This window comes from Geomicrobium sp. JCM 19037 (assembly GCF_000698105.1).
Lineage (GTDB): Bacteria > Bacillota > Bacilli > Bacillales > Marinococcaceae > Geomicrobium_A.
In genome coordinates, this window is sequence record NZ_BAWZ01000001.1 from 185,891 (window position 1) to 205,366 (window position 19,476).

Consider the following 19,476-nt stretch of genomic DNA (forward strand, 5'->3'; position numbering starts at 1 on the left):
CCCAACTTTCAATCACGGCTGTTCTTTTATGACAAGCATCACTTCAGGTTTTATTTTACCTGGTTTGTTTTCGTGTTGTTTATATACGGCAAGCATTTGCCTTGATGTGTAAGCACCATTCGTTTTGCATCAGGAAATAGATCTGCTTGAAATACCGCACCGTTCTTCACTTGGTTGGCAATTGGAAGTGGCACTTCAACGTGCTGAATATCTTGAAGCACATCGTCAACGCGGAGCAGCTTCTCGTCTGCATTCCCTCGTTCACTTGCCATTTCCATATCTTCAACGGTAACGCAATGCGCGTCTGTGATACCTGCACTCATTGTTCTCGTTAACTGGTGAAGGTGAGCAGGGAATCCGAGTGCTTTGCCGAGGTCGACGGCAAGTGTACGCACATAAGTGCCTTTGGAACATGTCACTGAAAATGGAACATGAACGTGACCACTACTCGTCTCTACTACCTCTCCATTACGCTTCATATCATAAATCGTCACCGTTCGCACTGGACGATCTACCGTTTCGCCCGCTCGGGCATATTCATATAATCTTTTCCCTTTTACTTTAACAGCGGAATACATCGGCGGCACTTGCTGGAGCGTACCGTTAAAATTCGCAATCGCTTGATCAATGTCCGCTTGAGACGGCACTCGTTCAATTGAAGCGTGTGCAATAACGTCTCCTTCGCGATCCTCGGTCGTCGTTGCTTCTCCTAACGCTGCCACGCCGTCATAGGCTTTCTTTTGTTCCATTAAAATCGGAACAAGCTTGGTCGCTCGTCCAACACAAATGAGCAGAACACCCGTGACACTAGGGTCAAGAGTGCCTGCATGTCCAATTTCTTTCGTCTTAAACCACCGTCTTGCTTGGACAACAAGATCAAAAGAAGTATATCCAGCAGGTTTATACAATGGCAAAATACCGCTTTGCACCATATACGTTTCCTCCTGGACTAATTGTTATCAAGATCTTTTAGTAATTCTTCAATGCGATTTCCATAAGCAATTGACTCATCCAACGAAAAATCAATTTCTGGTGTCTTTCGCAGTTGAATTCGTTTGCCAATTTCTGAACGAATAAACCCTTTTGCCTTCTTGAGTGCTTTTAGCGTTGCGTCTTTCTCTTCATCTTCACCAAGAACGGTGACATACACCGTCGCTTGTTGCAAATCTCCAGTCACATCAACGCCAGTAACGGTGACAAACTGCACGCGTGGATCTTTCACCTCACGCATAAGAATGTCACTCATCTCTTTTTTCATTTGTTCTCCAACACGCTGTGCTCTCATCTGACTCATCGTAACACCTCAGTTTACAGAGCAGCTTACAGCCACTCATATTCCATATCGTAACAATCGATCCCTTCAGACTGATCAATCAAATCAAGCACGCTTTGCAGCTCCCGCTCAATCACTTTGCGGTCGCTGCTTATGCATACAGCACTAAGAGAAGTACGTTGCCAAGCGTCTTGATGATCCATCTCTGAAATCGATAGGTTTCGTTTTCTAACTCTCGTGAGGATGCTTTGCAGCACCGCTCGCTTCTCTTTTAATGAGTGTGATGAAGGAAGGGAACACGTTACATGAAGGGCACCAATCATGTTCTTGGAACTTCAACCATAACGAACGGCTCAATAATGTCGCCTTCTTTTACATCATTAAAGTTTTCAAGTGTCACGCCACACTCATAATTCTTTGCCACTTCGCGCACGTCATCTTTGAAACGTTTCAACGCCTCAACCCGGCCATCGTAAACGACAACCCCGTCGCGAATCACCCGAACTTGACTGTCACGTGTGATTTTCCCATCGGTCACATAGCTACCGGCAATCGTACCGATCTTGGATACTTTGAAGGTTTGGCGAACTTCTACTTGTCCTAAAACCTTCTCTTCAAATTCAGGGTCAAGCATGCCTTTCATCGCCGATTCAATTTCTTCAATGGCATCATAAATGACGCGGTGTAGACGAATGTCTACTTTTTCTGATTCAGCGGTGCGCTTCGCATTCACATCTGGGCGAACGTTAAAGCCGACGATAATCCCGTTGGAAGCAGAAGCTAGAATAACATCGGATTCAGAAATCGCTCCTACACCGGTATGAATGATATTCACCTTCACACCTGCAACGTCAATCTTCTCAAGTGAGCCACGGACCGCTTCCACCGAACCTTGAACGTCTGCTTTAATGATTACATTAATTTCTTTAAGCTCACCTTCTTGAATCTGATTAAACAGATCATCAAGGCTTACTTTTGATGTTTGCTTACGTTCTGCTTCTTTCGCACGGGCTTGACGTCCTTCACCAATTTGGCGAGCTTCTTCTCGTCTTCAAACACGAGGAACTGGTCACCAGCTAGCGGCACATCGTTAAGTCCTGTAATCTCAACTGGTGTTGATGGATCCGCTTTTTTCACACGACGACCGACGTCATTTACCATTGCACGAATCTTCCGAACGTACTCCCGACAACAATCGGATCTCCGACGTTCATCGTTCCATTTTGTACGAGCAACGTCGCAACCGGACCGCGTCCACGATCAAGCTCAGCTTCAACGACTGTTCCTTGTGCCCTCTTTTCAGGGTTCGCTTTTAGTTCGCCTACTTCAGCGACGAGAAGGATCATTTCGAGAAGCTCATCAATACCTTCCCCTTTTACCGCAGACACATTCACAAAAATGGTTTCCCCGCCCCACGCTTCAGGAACGAGTTGGTACTCGGTAAGTTCTTGCATGACTCGATCTGGATTTGCGTTTTCTTTATCCATCTTGTTGACCGCAACAATAATCGGTACATCTGCGGCTTTTGCATGGTTTAGAGCCTCCACTGTTTGTGGCATAACCCCATCATCTGCTGCAACAACGAGAATGGTAATATCGGTCACTTCTGCACCCCGTGCACGCATTGTTGTAAATGCTGCGTGTCCTGGTGTATCAAGGAACGTCACTTTCTTCCCGTTTTCTTTCACTTGGTACGCACCAATATGCTGTGTAATTCCACCCGCTTCGGTGTCCGTTACTTTCGTTTTACGAATCGCATCGAGAAGGGTCGTTTTACCGTGGTCAACGTGTCCCATAATCGTGACAACTGGTGGGCGAATTTGAAGATCATCTTCTGTGTCCGCTTCTTCGTATAATTCCATATCTAGCACGTCAACGACTTCTTCTTCTTCCACTTCTACACCAAAGTCTTCACATAGCAAATGAATAGTTGTCGCATCCAACTCTTCATTCTTTGTCGCCATTACACCAAGACCCATCAGTTTCTTAATGAGCTCAGCAGGCTCTTTCTTTAGCTTATCGGCAAGTTCAGCAACGCTTAAGCTGCCTGCAAATGTAATCTTTTCCGGCGTCTTTGGTGCTTCTTTTGGCCGGTTTTTCTTGCTTTTTCCACGTTTCCCTGGCCCCCGATTTCCGCGTAGGTGCGGGGGACGTTGATTTTGCTTAGGGGCTTGACGACGATTGCGCGTGGAGTTGTCGTTACTTTGTCCGCCAGCGGCTTTCGTAGGCCTCGCCGCTTGGGTATTTGTTTTTGGTTTATTATCTTTTTGCATACTCCCATCCTTTTTCTCCGCTGATTCACTCTCTAGCTGTTTGATGGCATGATCATCAATCACGGACATATGATTGCTTACTTTTATATTCTTTTCTTTTAAAAGGTTAACAATGTCCTTGCTCGACTTATTTACAGATTTTGCGTATTCATAGACTCTCATTTTCGGCATAAGCATAACCTCCAACTTCTAATCATTGATCATGACTTGTAGTTTTTTTGCGAAACCTTCGTCTGTTATGCCAAGGACAACTCTTTCATGTTTACCGATTGCTCTGCCAAGGTGCTCTCTAGTTCCTGCTGTCTGAATCGGAACGTTGTAAGAATGACACTTCGCATGAAACATCTTGTTTGTATTGCTTGAAGCATCACTAGAGATGAGGACGAGTTTGGCGCGTTGGTCGCGGACGGTTTTCAGAACCGTTTCTTCACCACTTACCACTTTTCCTGCTCGCATTGCCAAACCAAGGAATTTGTAGAAAGCCTCCTCGGTCATCGGCTTGCCTCTTTGCTCTCGTCTATGAGGCGTTCATAATCCTCAGCGGTCAGCTTCACTTTAAGATGCCGGGACAATAAATCTTTTTCCCGCATCGTTTGGAAACTCTCAGGTGAATGAGTCACATAAGCCCCGCGTCCGTTTTTTTTACCAGACGGGTCAACGCTCACATAACCATCTGCATCCCGCACTAAACGAATGAGCTCTTTTTTAGGCTTCATTTCATTCGTAACAATGCATTTGCGAAGAGGGGTGTTCTGCTTTCTCATTCCTCTTCATGCTCCTTTGTCATTTCCCAAGAATCATCCGTCCAATCCTCACCTTCTATGGAAGCGGACTCTTCACCGGGAACTCGTGCTGTTTCTGGGTTGTAAATGCCAAGCTCTTCAGCTTCTGATTGGCTTTTAATGTCAATCTTCCAGCCGGTTAACTTTGCCGCTAATCGTGCATTTTGACCGCGCTTTCCGATCGCAAGAGATAGTTGGTAATCGGGAACGACGACGAGTGTGCTCTTTTCCTCTTCGTTCACTTGCACATCCAACACTTTTGACGGACTGAGCGCATTTCCTACATAGTCAACAGGGTTTGAAGAATACTGCACAATGTCAATCTTTTCGCCTTTTAGTTCATTGACAATCGTTTGAACCCTTTGTCCTCTAGGGCCAACACACGAACCGACTGGATCGACCTCAGGGTCCTCAGCGTGAACCGAGATCTTTGAACGATCTCCTGCTTCTCTCGCTACGGACTGAATTTCTACAGTTCCATCATAAATCTCTGGAACTTCTAATTCAAACAATCGTTTTAATAAACCTGGGTGGGTTCTTGAAATCATAATCTGTGGACCTTTTGTCGTCTTTTCCACTTTCGTGATGTATGACTTGATCCGGTCATTATGACGATACGTTTCATTTTGCATCTGTTCACTTTGTGGAAGAATGGCTTCCACTTTTCCTAGATCCACATAGATGAAACGATGATCTTGCCTTTGTACAATCCCAGTCATAATATCTTCTTCGCGATCGATAAACTCTGAATAAATAATGCTGCGTTCTGCTTCGCGCACTCGTTGAGTAACGACTTGCTTGGCAGTTTGTGCCGCAATTCTTCCAAAGTCTTTCGGTGTCACTTCAATTTCTACAACATCATCAAGCTCGAAGCGCACGCTCATCTCTTTGGCAGCTTCAACCGAAATTTCCAAGCGAGGGTCGAAAACCTCTTCCACCACTTGCTTTCTAGCAAACACTTTAATTTCACCATTGTCACGATTAATGTCAACGCGAACGTTTGGTGCTTGGCTGAAGTTTCGCTTATATGCAGAAATTAATGCGGCTTCAATCGCTTCGAGCACGATTTCCTTTTCGATGCCTTTATCTTCCTCAAGCGTCGTTAAAGCATCTAGAAAGTCGCTGTTCATGACAGTACATTCTCTCCCTTCAATATCAGGCTACGCTTCATTTATAAGACAGATAAGCGTGCCTTCGCTACTTTCGACTCAGGGACAGCAATCAAACTTTTTCTCGTTTTATCGATTACTTCCACTGTCAATTCACCTTCTTCATACTCGGTGAGTGTGCCTTGAATTTCTTTTCTACCTTCGATTGGTTCATACGTCTTCACGTACACTTTCTTACCGACGGCATTTTCGAAATCGGCAGGTTTTTTCAATGGACGTTCAGCACCCGGGGAGCTAACCTCCAAATAATAAAAACCTTCAATCGGATCTTCTTTATCTAACACTTCACTCACGCGTTCACTTACGAGGCTGCATTCATCCAGCCCCATTCCATTTGGATGATCAATGAACAACCGTAAAAACCAGTTGCTACCTTCTTTTTTATACTCGACATCGACCAATTCCATCTCGAGTTCATCAAGGATGGGTGTGGCGAGTCTTTCAACGGCTTGTGTAATCTCTTGAGACATTTCTCTACCTCCAATCGATGCCTCTTATAAAAGCACATTAAACGTACAAGAAAGAGTGGGGAAGCCCCACTCTTTCCTAAAACTTATCCGTTTGTCACCAAAAATTAGTATAAACCAAAATGGCAAACAATGCAAATTAGAACAAAGAAAGCTGATTGGAATCTGGCAACCCTTCCAACGCTCCACTTTGGTCGAGATGCTCGATGACGGTTTTTGTCGCTTTGCTACGTTGCTGCAAATCTTCTTTCGACAAAACTCTCCACCTTGCCTCGCATCCACAATGTTCTTAGCAGCATTTGACCCAACACCTTCAAGGGCACCGAATGGCGGGATCAAACCATCCTCATCCACTAGAAATTGGGTCGCTTCCGAGCGGTATAAATCAACGTCGCGGAACGCAAAGCCTCGCTCACACATTTCCAATGCGAGTTCAAGAACGGTGACGAGATTTTTTTCTTTCGGAGACGCATCAAAACCTTTTTGCTGAATATCTTCAATGCGCGCCCGGATTGCCGTTCCGCCTTTTTGCATCGTGTCCAATTCAAAGTCGCTCGCCCTTACACTAAAGTACGCCGCATAAAAAAGAATCGGATGATGCACTTTGAAGTAGGCAATTCTCACAGCCATGAGAACATAAGCTGCAGCGTGGGCCTTCGGGAACATGTATTTGATCTTCAAACAAGAATTAATGTACCACTCCGGCACATTGTGCTTTCTCATCTCTTCAATCCACTCGTCTTGTAACCCTTTCCCTTTACGCACAAACTCCGTAATCTTAAAAGCAAGGCCTGGTTCTAACCCTTTATAAATAAGGTTTACCATAATATTATCTCGTAAACCAATCACATCTTTTAATTCGCAAATCCCGTCACGAATCAGTTCTTCTGCATTACCGAGCCACACATCGCGCCGTGGGATAGACCGGAGATTTGCAGAAGCTCAGAAAAGGTTTGTGGTTTCGTTTCTTCTAACATTTGTCGCACGAAACGAGTCCCAAACTCAGGGATACCAAACGTTCCCGTTTTGCACATAATCTGATCTGACGTTACCCCTAAGATTTCTGGCCCTTCAAAGATTTTCATTACGTCAGGATCGTCAATTGGGATGTCCTTGGGATCCATGCCGCTTAAGTCTTGAAGCATGCGAATAACCGTCGGATCATCGTGGCCGAGTATATCCAATTTGAGCAAGTTATCATGAATGGAATGAAAGTCAAAGTGGGTCGTTTTCCACGTCGCATTTTTATCATCAGCTGGATATTGAACTGGGGAGAAGTCATGAATATCATAATCATCGGGGACGACGATAATCCTCCAGGGTGCTGTCCAGTTGTCCGCTTCACACCTGTACATCCGCTCACCAATCGATCAACTTCTGCCCCTCGGTAGTGCAAACCATGATCATTTTGATAGCCACGTACATAGCCATACGCTGTTTTTTCGGCAACGGTCCCAATCGTTCCCGCACGGTACACATTTTCTTCCCCAAATAAATCTCTCGTATATGCATGGCCCGTGGCTGATATTCACCTGAGAAGTTCAAGTCAATATCGGGGACTTTGTCTCCTTTGAACCCGAGAAACGTTTCAAATGGAATGTCTTGGCCGTCACGCGCATACATTTCTCCACACTGCTCACACGCTTTCTTCGGCAAGTCATAGCCCGATGCTACACTACCATCGTCGAAAAAGATGGAGTGAGTGCAACTTGGGCAGACGTAATGTGGCGGCAGCGGATTCACTTCGGTAATCTCTGACATTGTGGCAACAAATGAAGAGCCGACCGACCCTCTTGAACCAACGAGATAGCCGTCCTCTAGTGATCGTTTTACGAGCTTTTGTGAAATCAAATAGATGACCGCAAACCCGTGACCGATGATGCTATCCAATTCTTTATTCAGCCGTGCTTCCACGATTTCTGGCAAATCTTCACCATATATTTCTTTCGCTCTGCCGTACGTAATGTCGCGCATCTCATCTTCTGCGCCCTCAATGTTTGGCGTATACAAGTCGTCAGGCACGGGTTGAATGTCTTCAGCATGTTGGACGAGCGCTTTCGGTTGCTCGATGACGGCTTGTCTTGCCGCTTCTTCACCTAGAAAAGATAATGCGTCGAGCATTTCAGAAGTGGTGCGAAAGTGGGCTTTCGGTAACGTTTGATTGTTCAGTGGGTTTGCTCCACCTTGCGACCCAATGAGAATCTTGCGATATACCCGGTCTCTTGGCTCTAAATAATGCACATTACCCGTAGCAATTACAGGTTTATCAAGTTTCTTCCCTAAATCATTTAATTTGCGTAGCACATCGTACAGCTGCGCTTCTGTGCGAATGATTTCTTTTTCGATCAGATGCATATAAAGGTCAGGCGGTTGAATCTCGATATAATCATAAAACTTTGCGGCTTTTTCTGCTTCTTCCGGTGACTTCTGCATGACCGCCTCAAACACTTCCCCTTTTTCACAACCCGATCCAATGTACAACCCTTCGCGGTGTTGTTTCAATTTGGATCTAGGAATTCGAGGTGTCCGGTGGAAATAGTGGAGGTGTGATAACGAAACGAGCGTATACAAGTTTTTCAACCCGGTTTGATTTAACACATGAATGGTGCAATGTGACGGCCGGTTTTTATAAAAATCTCCTTGGCCTAAGTTATCATTTAACTGACGGTGAATCGTCATGTTTTGCTCTTCTGCGTCTTTGGATAATCGGTAAAACAAATAAGCAGTAGCCTCTGTATCATAGATGGCACGGTGGTGACTTACAAGCTCAATATCAAACATTTTACAAAGCGTGTTGAGTCGGTGGTTTCTTAAATTCGGATACAAAAAGCGGGCGAGCTCCAGCGTATCAACGACCGGATTTGTAATCTCTGGAAGGTTCACCTTTTTATTGCCTGCGTTAATAAAGCCGATATCAAAACTCGCATTATGAGCAACAAGACCGCTATCCCCAACAAAACGATGGAATTCTTCAAGCACTTGACTTACTTCAGGGGCATCCTCAAGCATTTTGTCAGTAATTCCGGTAAGTTCGGTAATTTTTGCGGTCAATGGCACGTGGGGGTTGGCAAACGATTCATACCGCTCCACAATTTCACCGTTCACGATTTTGACGGCTGCAAGTTCGATAATTGTATCGTACACCGCCGATAGTCCTGTCGTCTCCACGTCAAAAACGACAAATTCATCATCTAACAAGTGGCGGTCACTCTCGTTGTACGCAATCGGCACTCCGTCATCAACAATGTTTGCTTCCATCCCATACAACAGCTTAATGTCGTGCTTTTTCGCAGCTGCATGAGCTTCAGGAAACGCTTGAACGACACCGTGGTCAGTGATGCCAATCGCTTCATGCCCCCACTTAGCCGCTTGAGCGACAAGTTCAGAAGCACTCACTGTTGCATCCATTTGACTCATAAGCGTATGCGTATGCAGTTCGACACGCCGCTCCCCTTCTGGCGATTCGTCCATCCGCTCACTCACTTTAATCTCAAGCATATCGTTGGCGATCATGACTAAATCTCGAACGAATGTATCGTTTTGAATGCTACCTCTTGCTTTAATCCACATGCCTTTTTTTAGTTGTTGCATCATCGGAATGTCCTCTTTGTCTCTTGAGAACATCTTGACGAGCAGTGAATCACTATAGTCGGTCAGTTTCGCAGTAAGCAATAAGCGTCCGCTTCTAAGCTCCCGTGTTTCTACGTCAAACACATACCCTTCAATCGTCACACGTCGTTCTTCATCTTGAATTGATGTAAGTTGGACGGCTTCGTCCTTAATCGGATAGCCTAGCTGTAAAGGCTGGTGCTGGAGTTTTGCACCGCTCTCTTTTTCTAGCTTTTGCCTCTCCATCATTGCCTCAATGACCTTCGTTTGATCTTCTTCTTGTTTCTTTTGGATGAATCGTTCTTCTTCTTCAGAGCTCGCCTCCACATATGTGTCAAGGTTTATTCGTTCAAAGCCAACTTGTGCGATCGCCTTCTCAAGTTGCGCCTTTACTTGTCGTTCGAGAGAATTTGCTTCTGCTTCACTCAAACAACGTAACAATATGCCGCGTTCGTTCACTTTCGGAACGGAACGCTCGAGCTTTATGCGAGTATGGTCAGGGATTTGTTCTGCTTTTTGGACAATCGCCTGCCAATACGGTTCAATGTCTTCTTTCTTTAATTCCCCTGCTTCATAATGAATCGAAAAGCCAACAGCTGCAATCTCTTGAAACGCAGATTTTAGCTTTTCATTTAATAGTTGAAGCACGCTAGCGCTAACAGCTTTTTCACTTGCAAGTGAAATTGCCAATGCTTTTGTGAGCGGTTCACTTCAAGTCGGGTAATTTTGCCGTCTTGAAGTTCTTTTGCAAACGGATCATCACTCATGCCGATCTGCTCGAGTAACAGCAAAAAGCGATCTTCCCTCATCCTCTCGTCCATTGCTCCCCCTCCTCAGACAAGAACAGAGAGGACGTTGGTCAGCCCTCTCTGTTCTTTATTTGTTTAAGAAAACCAGTAGCTCATCAACGTGAACCTCATCATATCCCCTGATTTACGATCCTTTACTTCCACAATGCCTTCTCCCGCCCGTTTTCCAACGGAGATGCGGACTGGCAACCCAAAAAGATCACTATCATTGAACTTCACGCCTGCTCTTTCTTTTCGATCATCGTATAATACATCATAGTTTGCCGTTTTTAATGTTTCATAGAGCGTATCACTCAACGCCACTTGCTCTTCATTTTTTGCATTTAAGACGAGCAAATGAACATCAAACGGTGCCGCTTCTTTCGGCCAAGCAATGCCTCGCTCATCGTGATGTTGTTCTACAATTGCTGCTAACGTTCGGCTAATGCCAATGCCATAACACCCCATCGTAAGTGGTGTAGACCGTCCATTGTCATCTAACACTTCTGCTTTTAACGTCTCAGAATACTTCGTCCCTAACTTGAACACTTGTCCAATCTCAATCCCTTGTGCAAATTGGATCGTGCCCTTGCCATCTGGTGACGGGTCTCCTTCTTTAATGAGACGAATATCGGCAAATGTGTGGTCCGTCACGTCACGCTTTGCATTCACGTGCACGTAGGCTTGTCCTGTCTCGTTCGCCCCAGCGATTAAACTCTCAAATGGCTCGAGGCGATGATCAAACAGTACGCGCACATCGCTTGGCACATCTACTGGCCCTAAGTCATCATTTGATTGAACATTGAATAGCGATTGAACTTGGTCAATGGACGCTTCTACAACATCAATGCTGCCAATCGCAGCCCCTAATTTCACGTCGCTAATGTCATCGCCTTTTTGTGCGACGGCAAGTACCGGTGCGTCTTCTACAAAAAAGAGCGTTGACGTAACAACAGCAGACTGTTCCTGATTCTCCACTGTTGTCAGTGCCGTTTTCAAGAGCGGTTGCTCTTCCCCCACCCGGTCCGTTGACGGCGGATGTGTTGCGGCAATTTCAATGTTTGCTGCGAAGTTTGATCCATCTGAATAGGCGATTGTATCTTCGCCAATATCAGCGAGTGCCTGAAATTCATGTGTCTGACCTGATGAACCACTAATGGCCCCACCGTCCGCTTCAACCGCTCTAAAGTTCAAGCCAAGTCGGGAAAAGATTCGCTCATACGTCGCAAACATCCGCCAGTATTCTTCGTCAAGCTCTTCTTCTGTAATGCTAAATGAATAGCTGTCTTTCATAATAAACTCACGACCGCGAAGCAACCCAAACCGTGGGCGCCGTTCATCGCGATACTTCGTTTGAATTTGGTATAAATTCATCGGCAAGCGTTTGTAACTCGTCACACCGTCACGGACGAGCGATGTGATCACTTCCTCGTGGGTTGGACCGAGAACGAAAGGTCGCTCGTGACGGTCATGCAAGCGGACAAGCTCAGGTCCGTAATCTTGCAATCGCCCGGATTCTTCCCATAGTTCTGCAGGTTGAATGGCTGGCATCAACAGTTCTTGAGCGCCTGTATTGTCCATTTCCTCACGCACGACCGTTTGGATTTTTTGAATCATCCGCTGACCAAGCGGCAAATATGAATAAATTCCAGCTGCGTTTTGTCGAATCAATCCTGCACGAAGCATCAGCTGGTGACTAACCGCCTCAGCATCAGCAGGTACATCACGCATTGTTGGACTAAAAAATGTCTGTTGTCTCATCGCATTCAACTCACTTTTTTGTCTGTCTCATCTATAAGAAAAGACGTGTTATGTCGTTCCACGTTACCATGATTACAAGCAGCATTAAGAGGGCAAATCCCACAAAGTGAGCCATCCCTTCTTTTCCTGGGTCAATCGGCTTTCCACGAATAGCTTCAAGCCCAATAAAGACGAGGCGCCCGCCATCAAGTGCAGGGATTGGCAACAAGTTCATAATCCCGATATTCACACTGAGTATGCCTGCCCAGAAGAACAGCATCTCGTACCCCATTTGCACAACTTCTCCGGTGTAGTCGTAAATTCCAACTGGACCCGCGAGCATGTCAATGGAGAACTCACCGGTAAAGATGAGTGACAGTACATCTGCAATTAGCTCAACAACATCCCACAACTTCACGAAGCTATCTGTAATGACGAGCATAAACGATACTTCAGATTCAGGAACGACACCAATTTGTCCAAAATATTCATCGAGTGGTTCTTGATAAATGCTGTCGGGTGAAATGAGGATCGTTTCTTGAGAACTGTCAGCACGTTCAATATGGAACGATAATTCTTCGCCAGGACTCGTTTGAATCGTTTCTGACATCTCACCCCAAGACGTAATTTCTTCACCGTTAATCGATAACACTTCGTCTCCTGGAGCAAGGCCAACGTCTTCAGCAGGAGAGCCTTCCATCACTTGGTCAACGATCGGGACTGGCACGCCTTCCATGACGTTGTACGTCACGAACAATAAAATGGCAAGCACGAAATTCATTAGCGGTCCTGCAAAAATCGCTACGGCTTTTTGCCATGGCTTTTTGGAACCAAACTGTCGGTCCCACGGTGCGAGTTGATCTCTTTCTTCATCAACGATCAAGTCAGCTTGGCGATCGACTTCAAAACGGACGAGTCCTTCGTCTTCATCTCCGTAAGCTTCAATCATCATCTCATGCTCAAGGTCAATACGTTCGATTGACACGATCTTCGCATTCGGATGTTTCGCTTTATTGTTGACGATAATTTCTTTTACTTTGTCTTCATCGTTAAATGTAAGCCCAATCTCATAGCCTGGTTTGATCGTAACCGATTCGGGGTCTTCCCCTGCCATTCGAACAAACCCACCTATTGGAAAAAGGCGAATCGTATAGAGCGTTTCATTCTTTTTCTTTGAATACAACTTCGGTCCAAAGCCAATCGCAAATTCACGACAGAGGATGCCCATTTTTTTGGCAAAGTACAGATGACCCCATTCGTGAATCGCTACGATCAACCCAAAAATAATGATAACGGCTATGAGCGTTTGCACATGCTTCCCACCTTATCTGTTCATAGCGCTCTTACACGTTTTCTCGTCTCTTCATCAACAGCCAGTACATCTTCAATGGAAGGTTGCGAGATTTTGTCGTGCGTTTCAAGCGCCTTTTCTACTATGTCAGCAATGCCTAAAAACGATACTTTCTCCTGTAAGAAAAGCTCGACTGCAACTTCATTTGCTGCATTTAACACCGTTGGCATCGATCCACCTGCTTTACCCGCACCAATGGACAAGTCCAAACAACGATGTTTATTTTGATCATACGCCTCAAAATGCAGTTTGCCTACTTCCAATAAGTTTAACCTTTCTGTCCCACCGAGTTCAAGTCGATTCGGATAAGTAAGTGCATATTGAATGGCGACCTTCATGTCGGGGCTTCCGAGCTGAGCAATGACGCTCTTATCGATATACTCAACGAGGGAGTGGATAATGCTTTCACGGTGGATGACAACGTCAATCTTTTCGTAAGGTAGACCGAACAACCAATGAGCTTCAATCACTTCAAGGCCTTTGTTCATCATCGTGGCCGAATCAATCGTAACTTTTTGTCCCATTGACCAATTCGGATGTTTGAGTGCATCACTTGGTGTTGCTGTTTTTAACTGCTCGTACGACCAATCTCGAAAACTTCCTCCAGAAGCGGTAACGATAATTCGCTCAACTTCACTCAGTTTGTTCCCTTGTAAACTTTGTAAGATAGCTGAATGCTCACTATCAACCGCAATTAATTCTGCTCCGTACTTCCGACACGTTTCTGTGACGAGGTGACCTGCGGTAACGAGTGTTTCTTTATTGGCAATCCCGATTTTTTTACCTACCTTAGCGGCTGCCATCGTCGGAAGAAGTCCTCTCGCACCTACCATCGCATTCATCACAAAATCTACATCACTGTGCGCGACCGCTTCCACCAATGCTTCTTCGCCAGCGTACGCACGTGCATGACCGAGATGACCTTTTAATTTAGGCAAATCTTCAACTCGTCCAATAATGACCACTTCTGGTTCGAAGGCAGCAATTTGCTGTTTAAGCAAATCGATGTTCCGTCCGCAAGCAAGGGTGTGTACTGTAAACTGGTCCGGATGCTCTCTGATAACGTCTAGCGTTTGCGTTCCAATTGAACCCGTTGAGCCGATAACGGCAATCTTTTTCATATGTTTCTCCTCCTCAATCATACATCTAGAAAATGACAGTTAGAACATAAAGTAGCGGAAAAACGAACAAAAAGACTGTCAAATCGGTCAAGCACCCCACCATGTCCAGGCAGAATCTTTCCTGAATCTTTCACTTGGTAATAACGTTTAAAGGCAGATTCAACGAGATCCCCACATTGCGCAGCAATGCTAATCACGATGAGCGCGATGATCGTGATTAGTGGCATGTCATATGGTGGCCAAATAAAGCTAAAGATAATGCCGACCACAAGTGCCAAAACGAGCCCACCAAGGCGCCTTCAATCGTTTTATTCGGAGAAACATTCGGGGATAATTTGTTGCGACCAAACCGCTTCCCAAACAAGTATGCTCCTGTGTCTGTTGCCCAGATGGCAAGCAAAACAAAAAATATGTATTCAAGACCCATGTCCACTCTTGCTGCGTAAAAGAAATGAAATCCCATGCCGACATACAAAGCTGAGAATGCCACAAACGCTGCGATTCCAAAATGAAACCGGTTATTTGTAAAAAAGGTAACGAGCAACAAGAGAATAAATATAACAATCAAAAGCGCAAGGGTCGATTCATTTGCAAACCTTTCTAACCCAGGGCCAGTAAATAATAAGACGAGCGATGCACTCACACCAAGCAAAGCCGGTAGTGAGATCATTGGGATTTGATTCATTCTAAGCAATTCAAGTACACCAACGATCGTCATCGCGGCGACAAGTATACTAAACGCAGGGCCGCCGATAATTAATGGCACAAGCAGCACGACAAGCCCTACAATTGCTGTTAATACTCTAAGCTTCATATGAGCCTCTCCTTAAATGCTGCCGTATCGGCGCTTCCGCTTTTGATAGATATCAACGGCCTCAAAGAAATCTTGTCTTGAGAATTCTGGCCATAGGACGTCTGTAAACACAAATTCACTATACGCCATTTGCCAAAGCATAAAGTTACTCAAACGCAGTTCACCACTCGTACGAATGAACAAGTCCGGATCTGGGATTTCTGATGTAAAAAGATAGTCTTCAATGTGTTGTTCTGTAATGTCATTCGCTTGTTTTTTACCTTGTTCTACATCTTCACATAGCTTTCGTACGGCCTGGGTGATTTCTGCCCGTCCACCATAATTCAATGCAAGGTTTAGGACAATTCCCGTGTTATGCTTCGTTTCTTCAGCTGCTCGGTTCACTGCCACTTGTGTATGTTCAGGTAGCTCATTCGCTGAACCAATAATCTTCACACACACATTATTCTTTTGCAGTTTCGGCAACTCACTTGATAAAAACCGTTGCGGAAGGCGAAGGATAAAATCAACTTCGTTCTTCGGTCTGCCCCAATTTTCTGTTGAAAATGCAAACAGCGTCAAAATCTCTACGCCAACATCATCCGCTGCTTTGGCTACTTCATGAATCTTCTTCATTCCTTCACGATGACCGATGTTTCTCGGCAGCCCCTGCCTTGTGGCCCACCTGCCGTTACCATCCATGACAATCGCTACGTGCTTAGGGACCTGAGAGGTCAAATCCTCTGCTTGAGATTCATTTTGTTTCTTTAAAAATCTCTCCAACATTGTACGCACCAGCCTCGTGTTCGTAAAATACTCGGTACCCTCGTCGGCCTGTCAAAAAGCGAATAAGGAAATTATATTTTATAAAACAATCCCTCACAATACAAGATAAAACCCCCTGAAAAACGTAGAGGGTTTTATCTTGGACAGGGGATTGTCACAATTTACACTTCCATAATTTCTTCTTCTTTTGCTTCGGCTGCCTCGTCCACCGCTTTTACGAAATCATTCGTCAGCTTTTGCACATCATCTTGTGCACGACGGGATTCGTCTTCAGTAATGTCCCCATCTTTTTCTTGCTTTTTAAGTTGGTCATTTCCATCACGACGGATGTTGCGGACAGAAACTCGAGCATCTTCTGCATATTTACGCACAAGCTTGGCCAACTCTTTTCTTCGTTCTTCGGTAAGAGCTGGAATCGTAATGCGAATGACTGAACCATCATTGTTCGGAGTAAGACCAAGATCAGCTTTTTGAATCGCTTTTTCAATCTCAGCAATCGACGATTTGTCAAAAGGAGAAACAACGAGCAAACGACCTTCAGGCACACTTACTGTAGCGATTTGGTTCAGCGGTGTATCCATTCCATAATAGCTCACAAGTACTTTATCAAGAAGTGCTGGGTTCGCACGTCCTGCTCGTAATGTCGCAAGCTCACGGTGAAGCGCGTCGACCGCTTTTTGCATTCTTGTTTTTGCATCTTGCATAACTTCAGATGACATTAAGAATTCCCCCTTACGACGGTTCCGATGTCTTCACCTTGAACCGCACGTTTAATATTTCCTTCTTCAGTAATGGAAAAGACGAGCAGCGGAATGTCATTATCCATGCAAAGGGATGAGGCAGTGGAATCCATAACGCCTAATCCGTCTTTTAGCACGTCTAAATACGACAATTCTTTATACTTTACAGCATTTTCATCTTTAAACGGGTCTGCGCTATACACACCATCGACTTTGTTTTTCGCCATGAGAATCACATCGGCTTCAATCTCTGCAGCGCGAAGAGCTGCAGTTGTATCCGTAGTGAAATATGGATTACCTGTACCACCAGCGAAGATCACGACACGTTTCTTTTCAAGGTGTCGAATGGCTTTGCGACGAATGTACGGTTCAGCCACTTGTCTCATTTCAATGCTCGTTTGCACACGACTTTCCACTTCGATATCCTCAAGGCTATCTTGCAACGCCAATGCGTTCATGACGGTTGCAAGCATTCCCATGTATCTGCTGTTGCTCGGTCCATTCCTTGTGAACTTCCAGCCATACCTCTCCAGATGTTCCCAGCTCCGACAACGACAGCTACTTCTGTTCCTAACTTCACGACATCTTTAATCTGTTCTGCGATGGATTGAATCATGGCCGGCTCAATGCCGTACCCTTGTTCTCCCGCTAATGCTTCCCCGCTTAATTTCAGAATCACGCGCTCATAAGTATGCATGCTGCTCCTCCAGTTAACGAATTGCTTCACTACAATTGATTGTAAAATAGGGAACACCTTCGTGTTCCCTATCGATTATTTTTTCACTTGAGACATAACTTCGTCAGCGAAGTTGTCTTCGCGCTTCTCGATGCCTTCGCCTACTTCATAACGAACAAACGTAGAAACGGTCGCACCTTTGCTCTTCAAGAAATCTTCAACGGTTTGGTCACCGTCTTTAACGAATGGCTGGTCAATAAGAACGACTTGCTCAAAGAATTTCTTCAAACGGCCTTCAACCATTTTTTCAACAATCTTCTCTGGCTTGCCTTCGTTAAGTGCTTGTTGCTTAAGAATCTCACGCTCTTGGTCCACTTCTTCAGCAGGAACGCTGTCACGGCTTGAATACCTTGGGTTAATGGCAGCAACATGCATGGAAATATCTTTTGCAACTTGCTCTTCTGTAGTTCCTTGAACGACAGAAAGTACACCAATCTTACCACCCATGTGCAAGTACGCGCCAAACACACTGTTGTCGTCTTTTTCAGCGATTGTGAAACGACGAAGTGAAATCTTCTCACCGATTTTTGCAATTTGGTCCGTAATATACGTCTCGAGTGTTTCTCCAGAGCTCATCGTCGTTTGCAATGCAGCGTCAACGTCTGCTGGCTCATGATCAAGCAGGTGGTTCGCAATCGTATCGACGAGGTTCAAGAACCTTCGTTTTTCGCAACAAAATCTGTCTCAGCATTGATTTCAACAATAACCGCTTTGTTACCTTTTACTTCTACTTTCGTAAGACCTTCTGCTGCAACACGGTCTGCTTTCTTCGCTGCTTTAGCGATGCCCTTCTCACGAAGGTAAGCCACTGCTGCTTCCATGTCTCCATCTGTTTCTGTAAGTGCTTTTTTGCAATCCATCATACCCGCGCCTGTTTTTTCGCGGAGTTCTTTTACGAGCTTAGCTGAAATAGCCATTTCGAATCGTCCTCCTTATAATTGGTCAATCTGTTCATGAAAAAAGGGGTACAAGGGTATCACCCTTGTCACCCCTCTTCAGTCGTTTATTATTCGTCAGCTGCAGTTACAGCTGCTTCTTTTGATTCTTCGTTCGCTGCTACTTCTTCTTCGTCACCTTGGCTAGCTTCAACAATTGCGTCCGCCATCTTTGATGTGAGCAAGCGTACCGCACGAATTGCATCGTCGTTTCCAGGAATCACGTAATCAATTTCATCCGGGTCACAGTTCGTATCAACAATAGAGATAATTGGAATGTTCAATTTGTGCGCTTCTGCTACAGCAATGCGTTCCTTACGCGGGTCAACGATGTAGATCGCGTCAGGAAGACCTTTCATGTCCTTAATACCACCTAAGAACTTTTCAAGGCGATCCATTTCTTTTTGAAGTAAAATAACTTCTTTTTTAGGAAGGACTTCAAATGTCCCGTCTTCTTGCATCTTCTCAAGATCTTTTAGGCGCTTAATACGCTTTTTGATCGTTTCGAAGTTCGTAAGCGTACCACCTAACCAACGTTGGTTAATATAGTACATTCCCGCACGCTCAGCTTCTTCACGAACAGAGTCTTGTGCTTGTTTCTTCGTACCAACGAAAAGGACTTTTCCTCCGTCAGCTGCAAGATCGCGAACGTACTTGTAGCACTCGTCCACTTTCTTTACGGTCTTCTGTAGGTCGATGATGTAAATTCCGTTTCTCTCCGTAAAGATGTAACGGTCCATCTTAGGGTTCCATCGACGTGTTTGGTGTCCGAAATGAACACCTGCTTCTAACAATTGCTTCATAGAAATAACTGCCATGATTCTTTTCCTCCTTCGGTTTTTACCTCCGCTTACTTCTCTTTCAAAAACGACCGTTAAAACGGCACCGATTCTTGAATCCATAAGCGTGTGTA

13 protein-coding genes and 5 pseudogenes are annotated in these 19,476 nt (G+C 45.0%); all 18 read right to left on the minus strand.

Annotated features, from left to right (window positions below):
* Positions 1 to 50: 50 nt before the first annotated feature.
* A complete protein-coding gene (truB, locus tag JCM19037_RS00885) occupies positions 51 to 932 on the minus strand; it encodes a tRNA pseudouridine(55) synthase TruB (RefSeq protein WP_052363405.1) in 882 nt (293 codons plus the stop codon).
* A 17-nt stretch (positions 933 to 949) separates the two neighbouring features.
* A complete protein-coding gene (gene rbfA / locus JCM19037_RS00890) occupies positions 950 to 1,294 on the minus strand; it encodes a 30S ribosome-binding factor RbfA (RefSeq protein ID WP_042396835.1) in 345 nt (114 codons plus the stop codon).
* 26 nt (positions 1,295 to 1,320) lie between these two features.
* Entirely contained in the window at positions 1,321 to 1,596 is a 276-nt protein-coding gene (locus JCM19037_RS00895; protein WP_042396837.1) for a DUF503 domain-containing protein, read from the minus strand.
* Positions 1,593 to 3,717: pseudogene (gene infB / locus JCM19037_RS00900) on the minus strand (translation initiation factor IF-2). Before infB ends, JCM19037_RS00895 begins: the two are co-directional and overlap by 4 nt.
* An 18-nt stretch (positions 3,718 to 3,735) precedes the next feature.
* Positions 3,736 to 4,041 carry a YlxQ family RNA-binding protein gene (locus JCM19037_RS00905; protein ID WP_042396840.1) on the minus strand — a complete coding sequence of 102 codons (306 nt, stop codon included), beginning with the start codon at positions 4,039 to 4,041 and terminating at the stop codon, positions 3,736 to 3,738.
* The gene (gene rnpM / locus JCM19037_RS00910) at positions 4,038 to 4,310 is read right to left on the minus strand and encodes an RNase P modulator RnpM (RefSeq protein ID WP_042396843.1); all 273 of its coding nucleotides are present in this window, start codon (positions 4,308 to 4,310) and stop codon (positions 4,038 to 4,040) included. Before rnpM ends, JCM19037_RS00905 begins: the two co-directional genes overlap by 4 nt.
* A complete protein-coding gene (gene nusA / locus JCM19037_RS00915) occupies positions 4,307 to 5,458 on the minus strand; it encodes a transcription termination factor NusA (RefSeq protein ID WP_042396845.1) in 1,152 nt (383 codons plus the stop codon). Before nusA ends, rnpM begins: the two co-directional genes overlap by 4 nt.
* A 41-nt stretch (positions 5,459 to 5,499) precedes the next feature.
* On the minus strand, positions 5,500 to 5,967 hold the full coding sequence (rimP, locus tag JCM19037_RS00920) for a ribosome maturation factor RimP (RefSeq protein ID WP_042396847.1): 468 nt from the start codon (positions 5,965 to 5,967) through the stop codon (positions 5,500 to 5,502).
* 136 nt (positions 5,968 to 6,103) lie between these two features.
* A pseudogene (locus JCM19037_RS00925) lies at positions 6,104 to 10,394 on the minus strand (PolC-type DNA polymerase III).
* Positions 10,395 to 10,457: 63 nt separating this feature from the next.
* Entirely contained in the window at positions 10,458 to 12,122 is a 1,665-nt protein-coding gene (locus JCM19037_RS00930) for a proline--tRNA ligase (protein WP_042396849.1), read from the minus strand.
* Positions 12,123 to 12,153: 31 nt separating this feature from the next.
* Positions 12,154 to 13,413: an RIP metalloprotease RseP gene (rseP, locus tag JCM19037_RS00935; protein ID WP_042396851.1), complete on the minus strand. Its 1,260-nt coding sequence runs from the start codon at positions 13,411 to 13,413 to the stop codon at positions 12,154 to 12,156.
* 20 nt (positions 13,414 to 13,433) lie between these two features.
* Entirely contained in the window at positions 13,434 to 14,573 is a 1,140-nt protein-coding gene (gene dxr / locus JCM19037_RS00940) for a 1-deoxy-D-xylulose-5-phosphate reductoisomerase (protein ID WP_042396854.1), read from the minus strand.
* A 17-nt stretch (positions 14,574 to 14,590) separates the two neighbouring features.
* Positions 14,591 to 15,387, minus strand: a pseudogene (locus JCM19037_RS00945) (phosphatidate cytidylyltransferase).
* A gap of 12 nt (positions 15,388 to 15,399) precedes the next feature.
* Positions 15,400 to 16,152, minus strand: coding sequence for an isoprenyl transferase (locus tag JCM19037_RS00950; RefSeq protein ID WP_042396858.1), 753 nt, complete (start codon positions 16,150 to 16,152; stop codon positions 15,400 to 15,402).
* Between the two features lie 161 nt (positions 16,153 to 16,313).
* Entirely contained in the window at positions 16,314 to 16,871 is a 558-nt protein-coding gene (gene frr / locus JCM19037_RS00955) for a ribosome recycling factor (protein WP_042396861.1), read from the minus strand.
* Positions 16,871 to 17,589 (minus strand): annotated as a pseudogene (gene pyrH, locus JCM19037_RS00960) (UMP kinase). Before pyrH ends, frr begins: the two are co-directional and overlap by 1 nt.
* 75 nt (positions 17,590 to 17,664) lie before the next feature.
* Positions 17,665 to 18,545: pseudogene (tsf, locus tag JCM19037_RS00965) on the minus strand (translation elongation factor Ts).
* 89 nt (positions 18,546 to 18,634) lie between these two features.
* Positions 18,635 to 19,381, minus strand: a complete 747-nt coding sequence (gene rpsB, locus JCM19037_RS00970) for a 30S ribosomal protein S2 (protein ID WP_042396864.1) — start codon at positions 19,379 to 19,381, stop codon at positions 18,635 to 18,637.
* Positions 19,382 to 19,476: the final 95 nt, after the last annotated feature.

Bases quoted from the DNA above. Each gene is read 5' to 3' on its own strand.
- JCM19037_RS00905 (WP_042396840.1), bottom strand. From the start codon at position 4,041: ATGACCGAGGAGGCTTTCTACAAATTCCTTGGTTTGGCAATGCGAGCA.
- dxr (WP_042396854.1), bottom strand. From the start codon at position 14,573: ATGAAAAAGATTGCCGTTATCGGCTCAACGGGTTCAATTGGAACGCAA.
- frr (WP_042396861.1), bottom strand. From the start codon at position 16,871: ATGTCATCTGAAGTTATGCAAGATGCAAAAACAAGAATGCAAAAAGCG.
- rimP (WP_042396847.1), bottom strand. From the start codon at position 5,967: ATGTCTCAAGAGATTACACAAGCCGTTGAAAGACTCGCCACACCCATC.
- JCM19037_RS00950 (WP_042396858.1), bottom strand. From the start codon at position 16,152: ATGTTGGAGAGATTTTTAAAGAAACAAAATGAATCTCAAGCAGAGGAT.
- JCM19037_RS00930 (WP_042396849.1), bottom strand. From the start codon at position 12,122: ATGAGACAACAGACATTTTTTAGTCCAACAATGCGTGATGTACCTGCT.
- truB (WP_052363405.1), bottom strand. From the start codon at position 932: ATGGTGCAAAGCGGTATTTTGCCATTGTATAAACCTGCTGGATATACT.
- nusA (WP_042396845.1), bottom strand. From the start codon at position 5,458: ATGAACAGCGACTTTCTAGATGCTTTAACGACGCTTGAGGAAGATAAA.
- rbfA (WP_042396835.1), bottom strand. From the start codon at position 1,294: ATGAGTCAGATGAGAGCACAGCGTGTTGGAGAACAAATGAAAAAAGAG.
- rnpM (WP_042396843.1), bottom strand. From the start codon at position 4,310: ATGAGAAAGCAGAACACCCCTCTTCGCAAATGCATTGTTACGAATGAA.
- rpsB (WP_042396864.1), bottom strand. From the start codon at position 19,381: ATGGCAGTTATTTCTATGAAGCAATTGTTAGAAGCAGGTGTTCATTTC.
- JCM19037_RS00895 (WP_042396837.1), bottom strand. From the start codon at position 1,596: ATGATTGGTGCCCTTCATGTAACGTGTTCCCTTCCTTCATCACACTCA.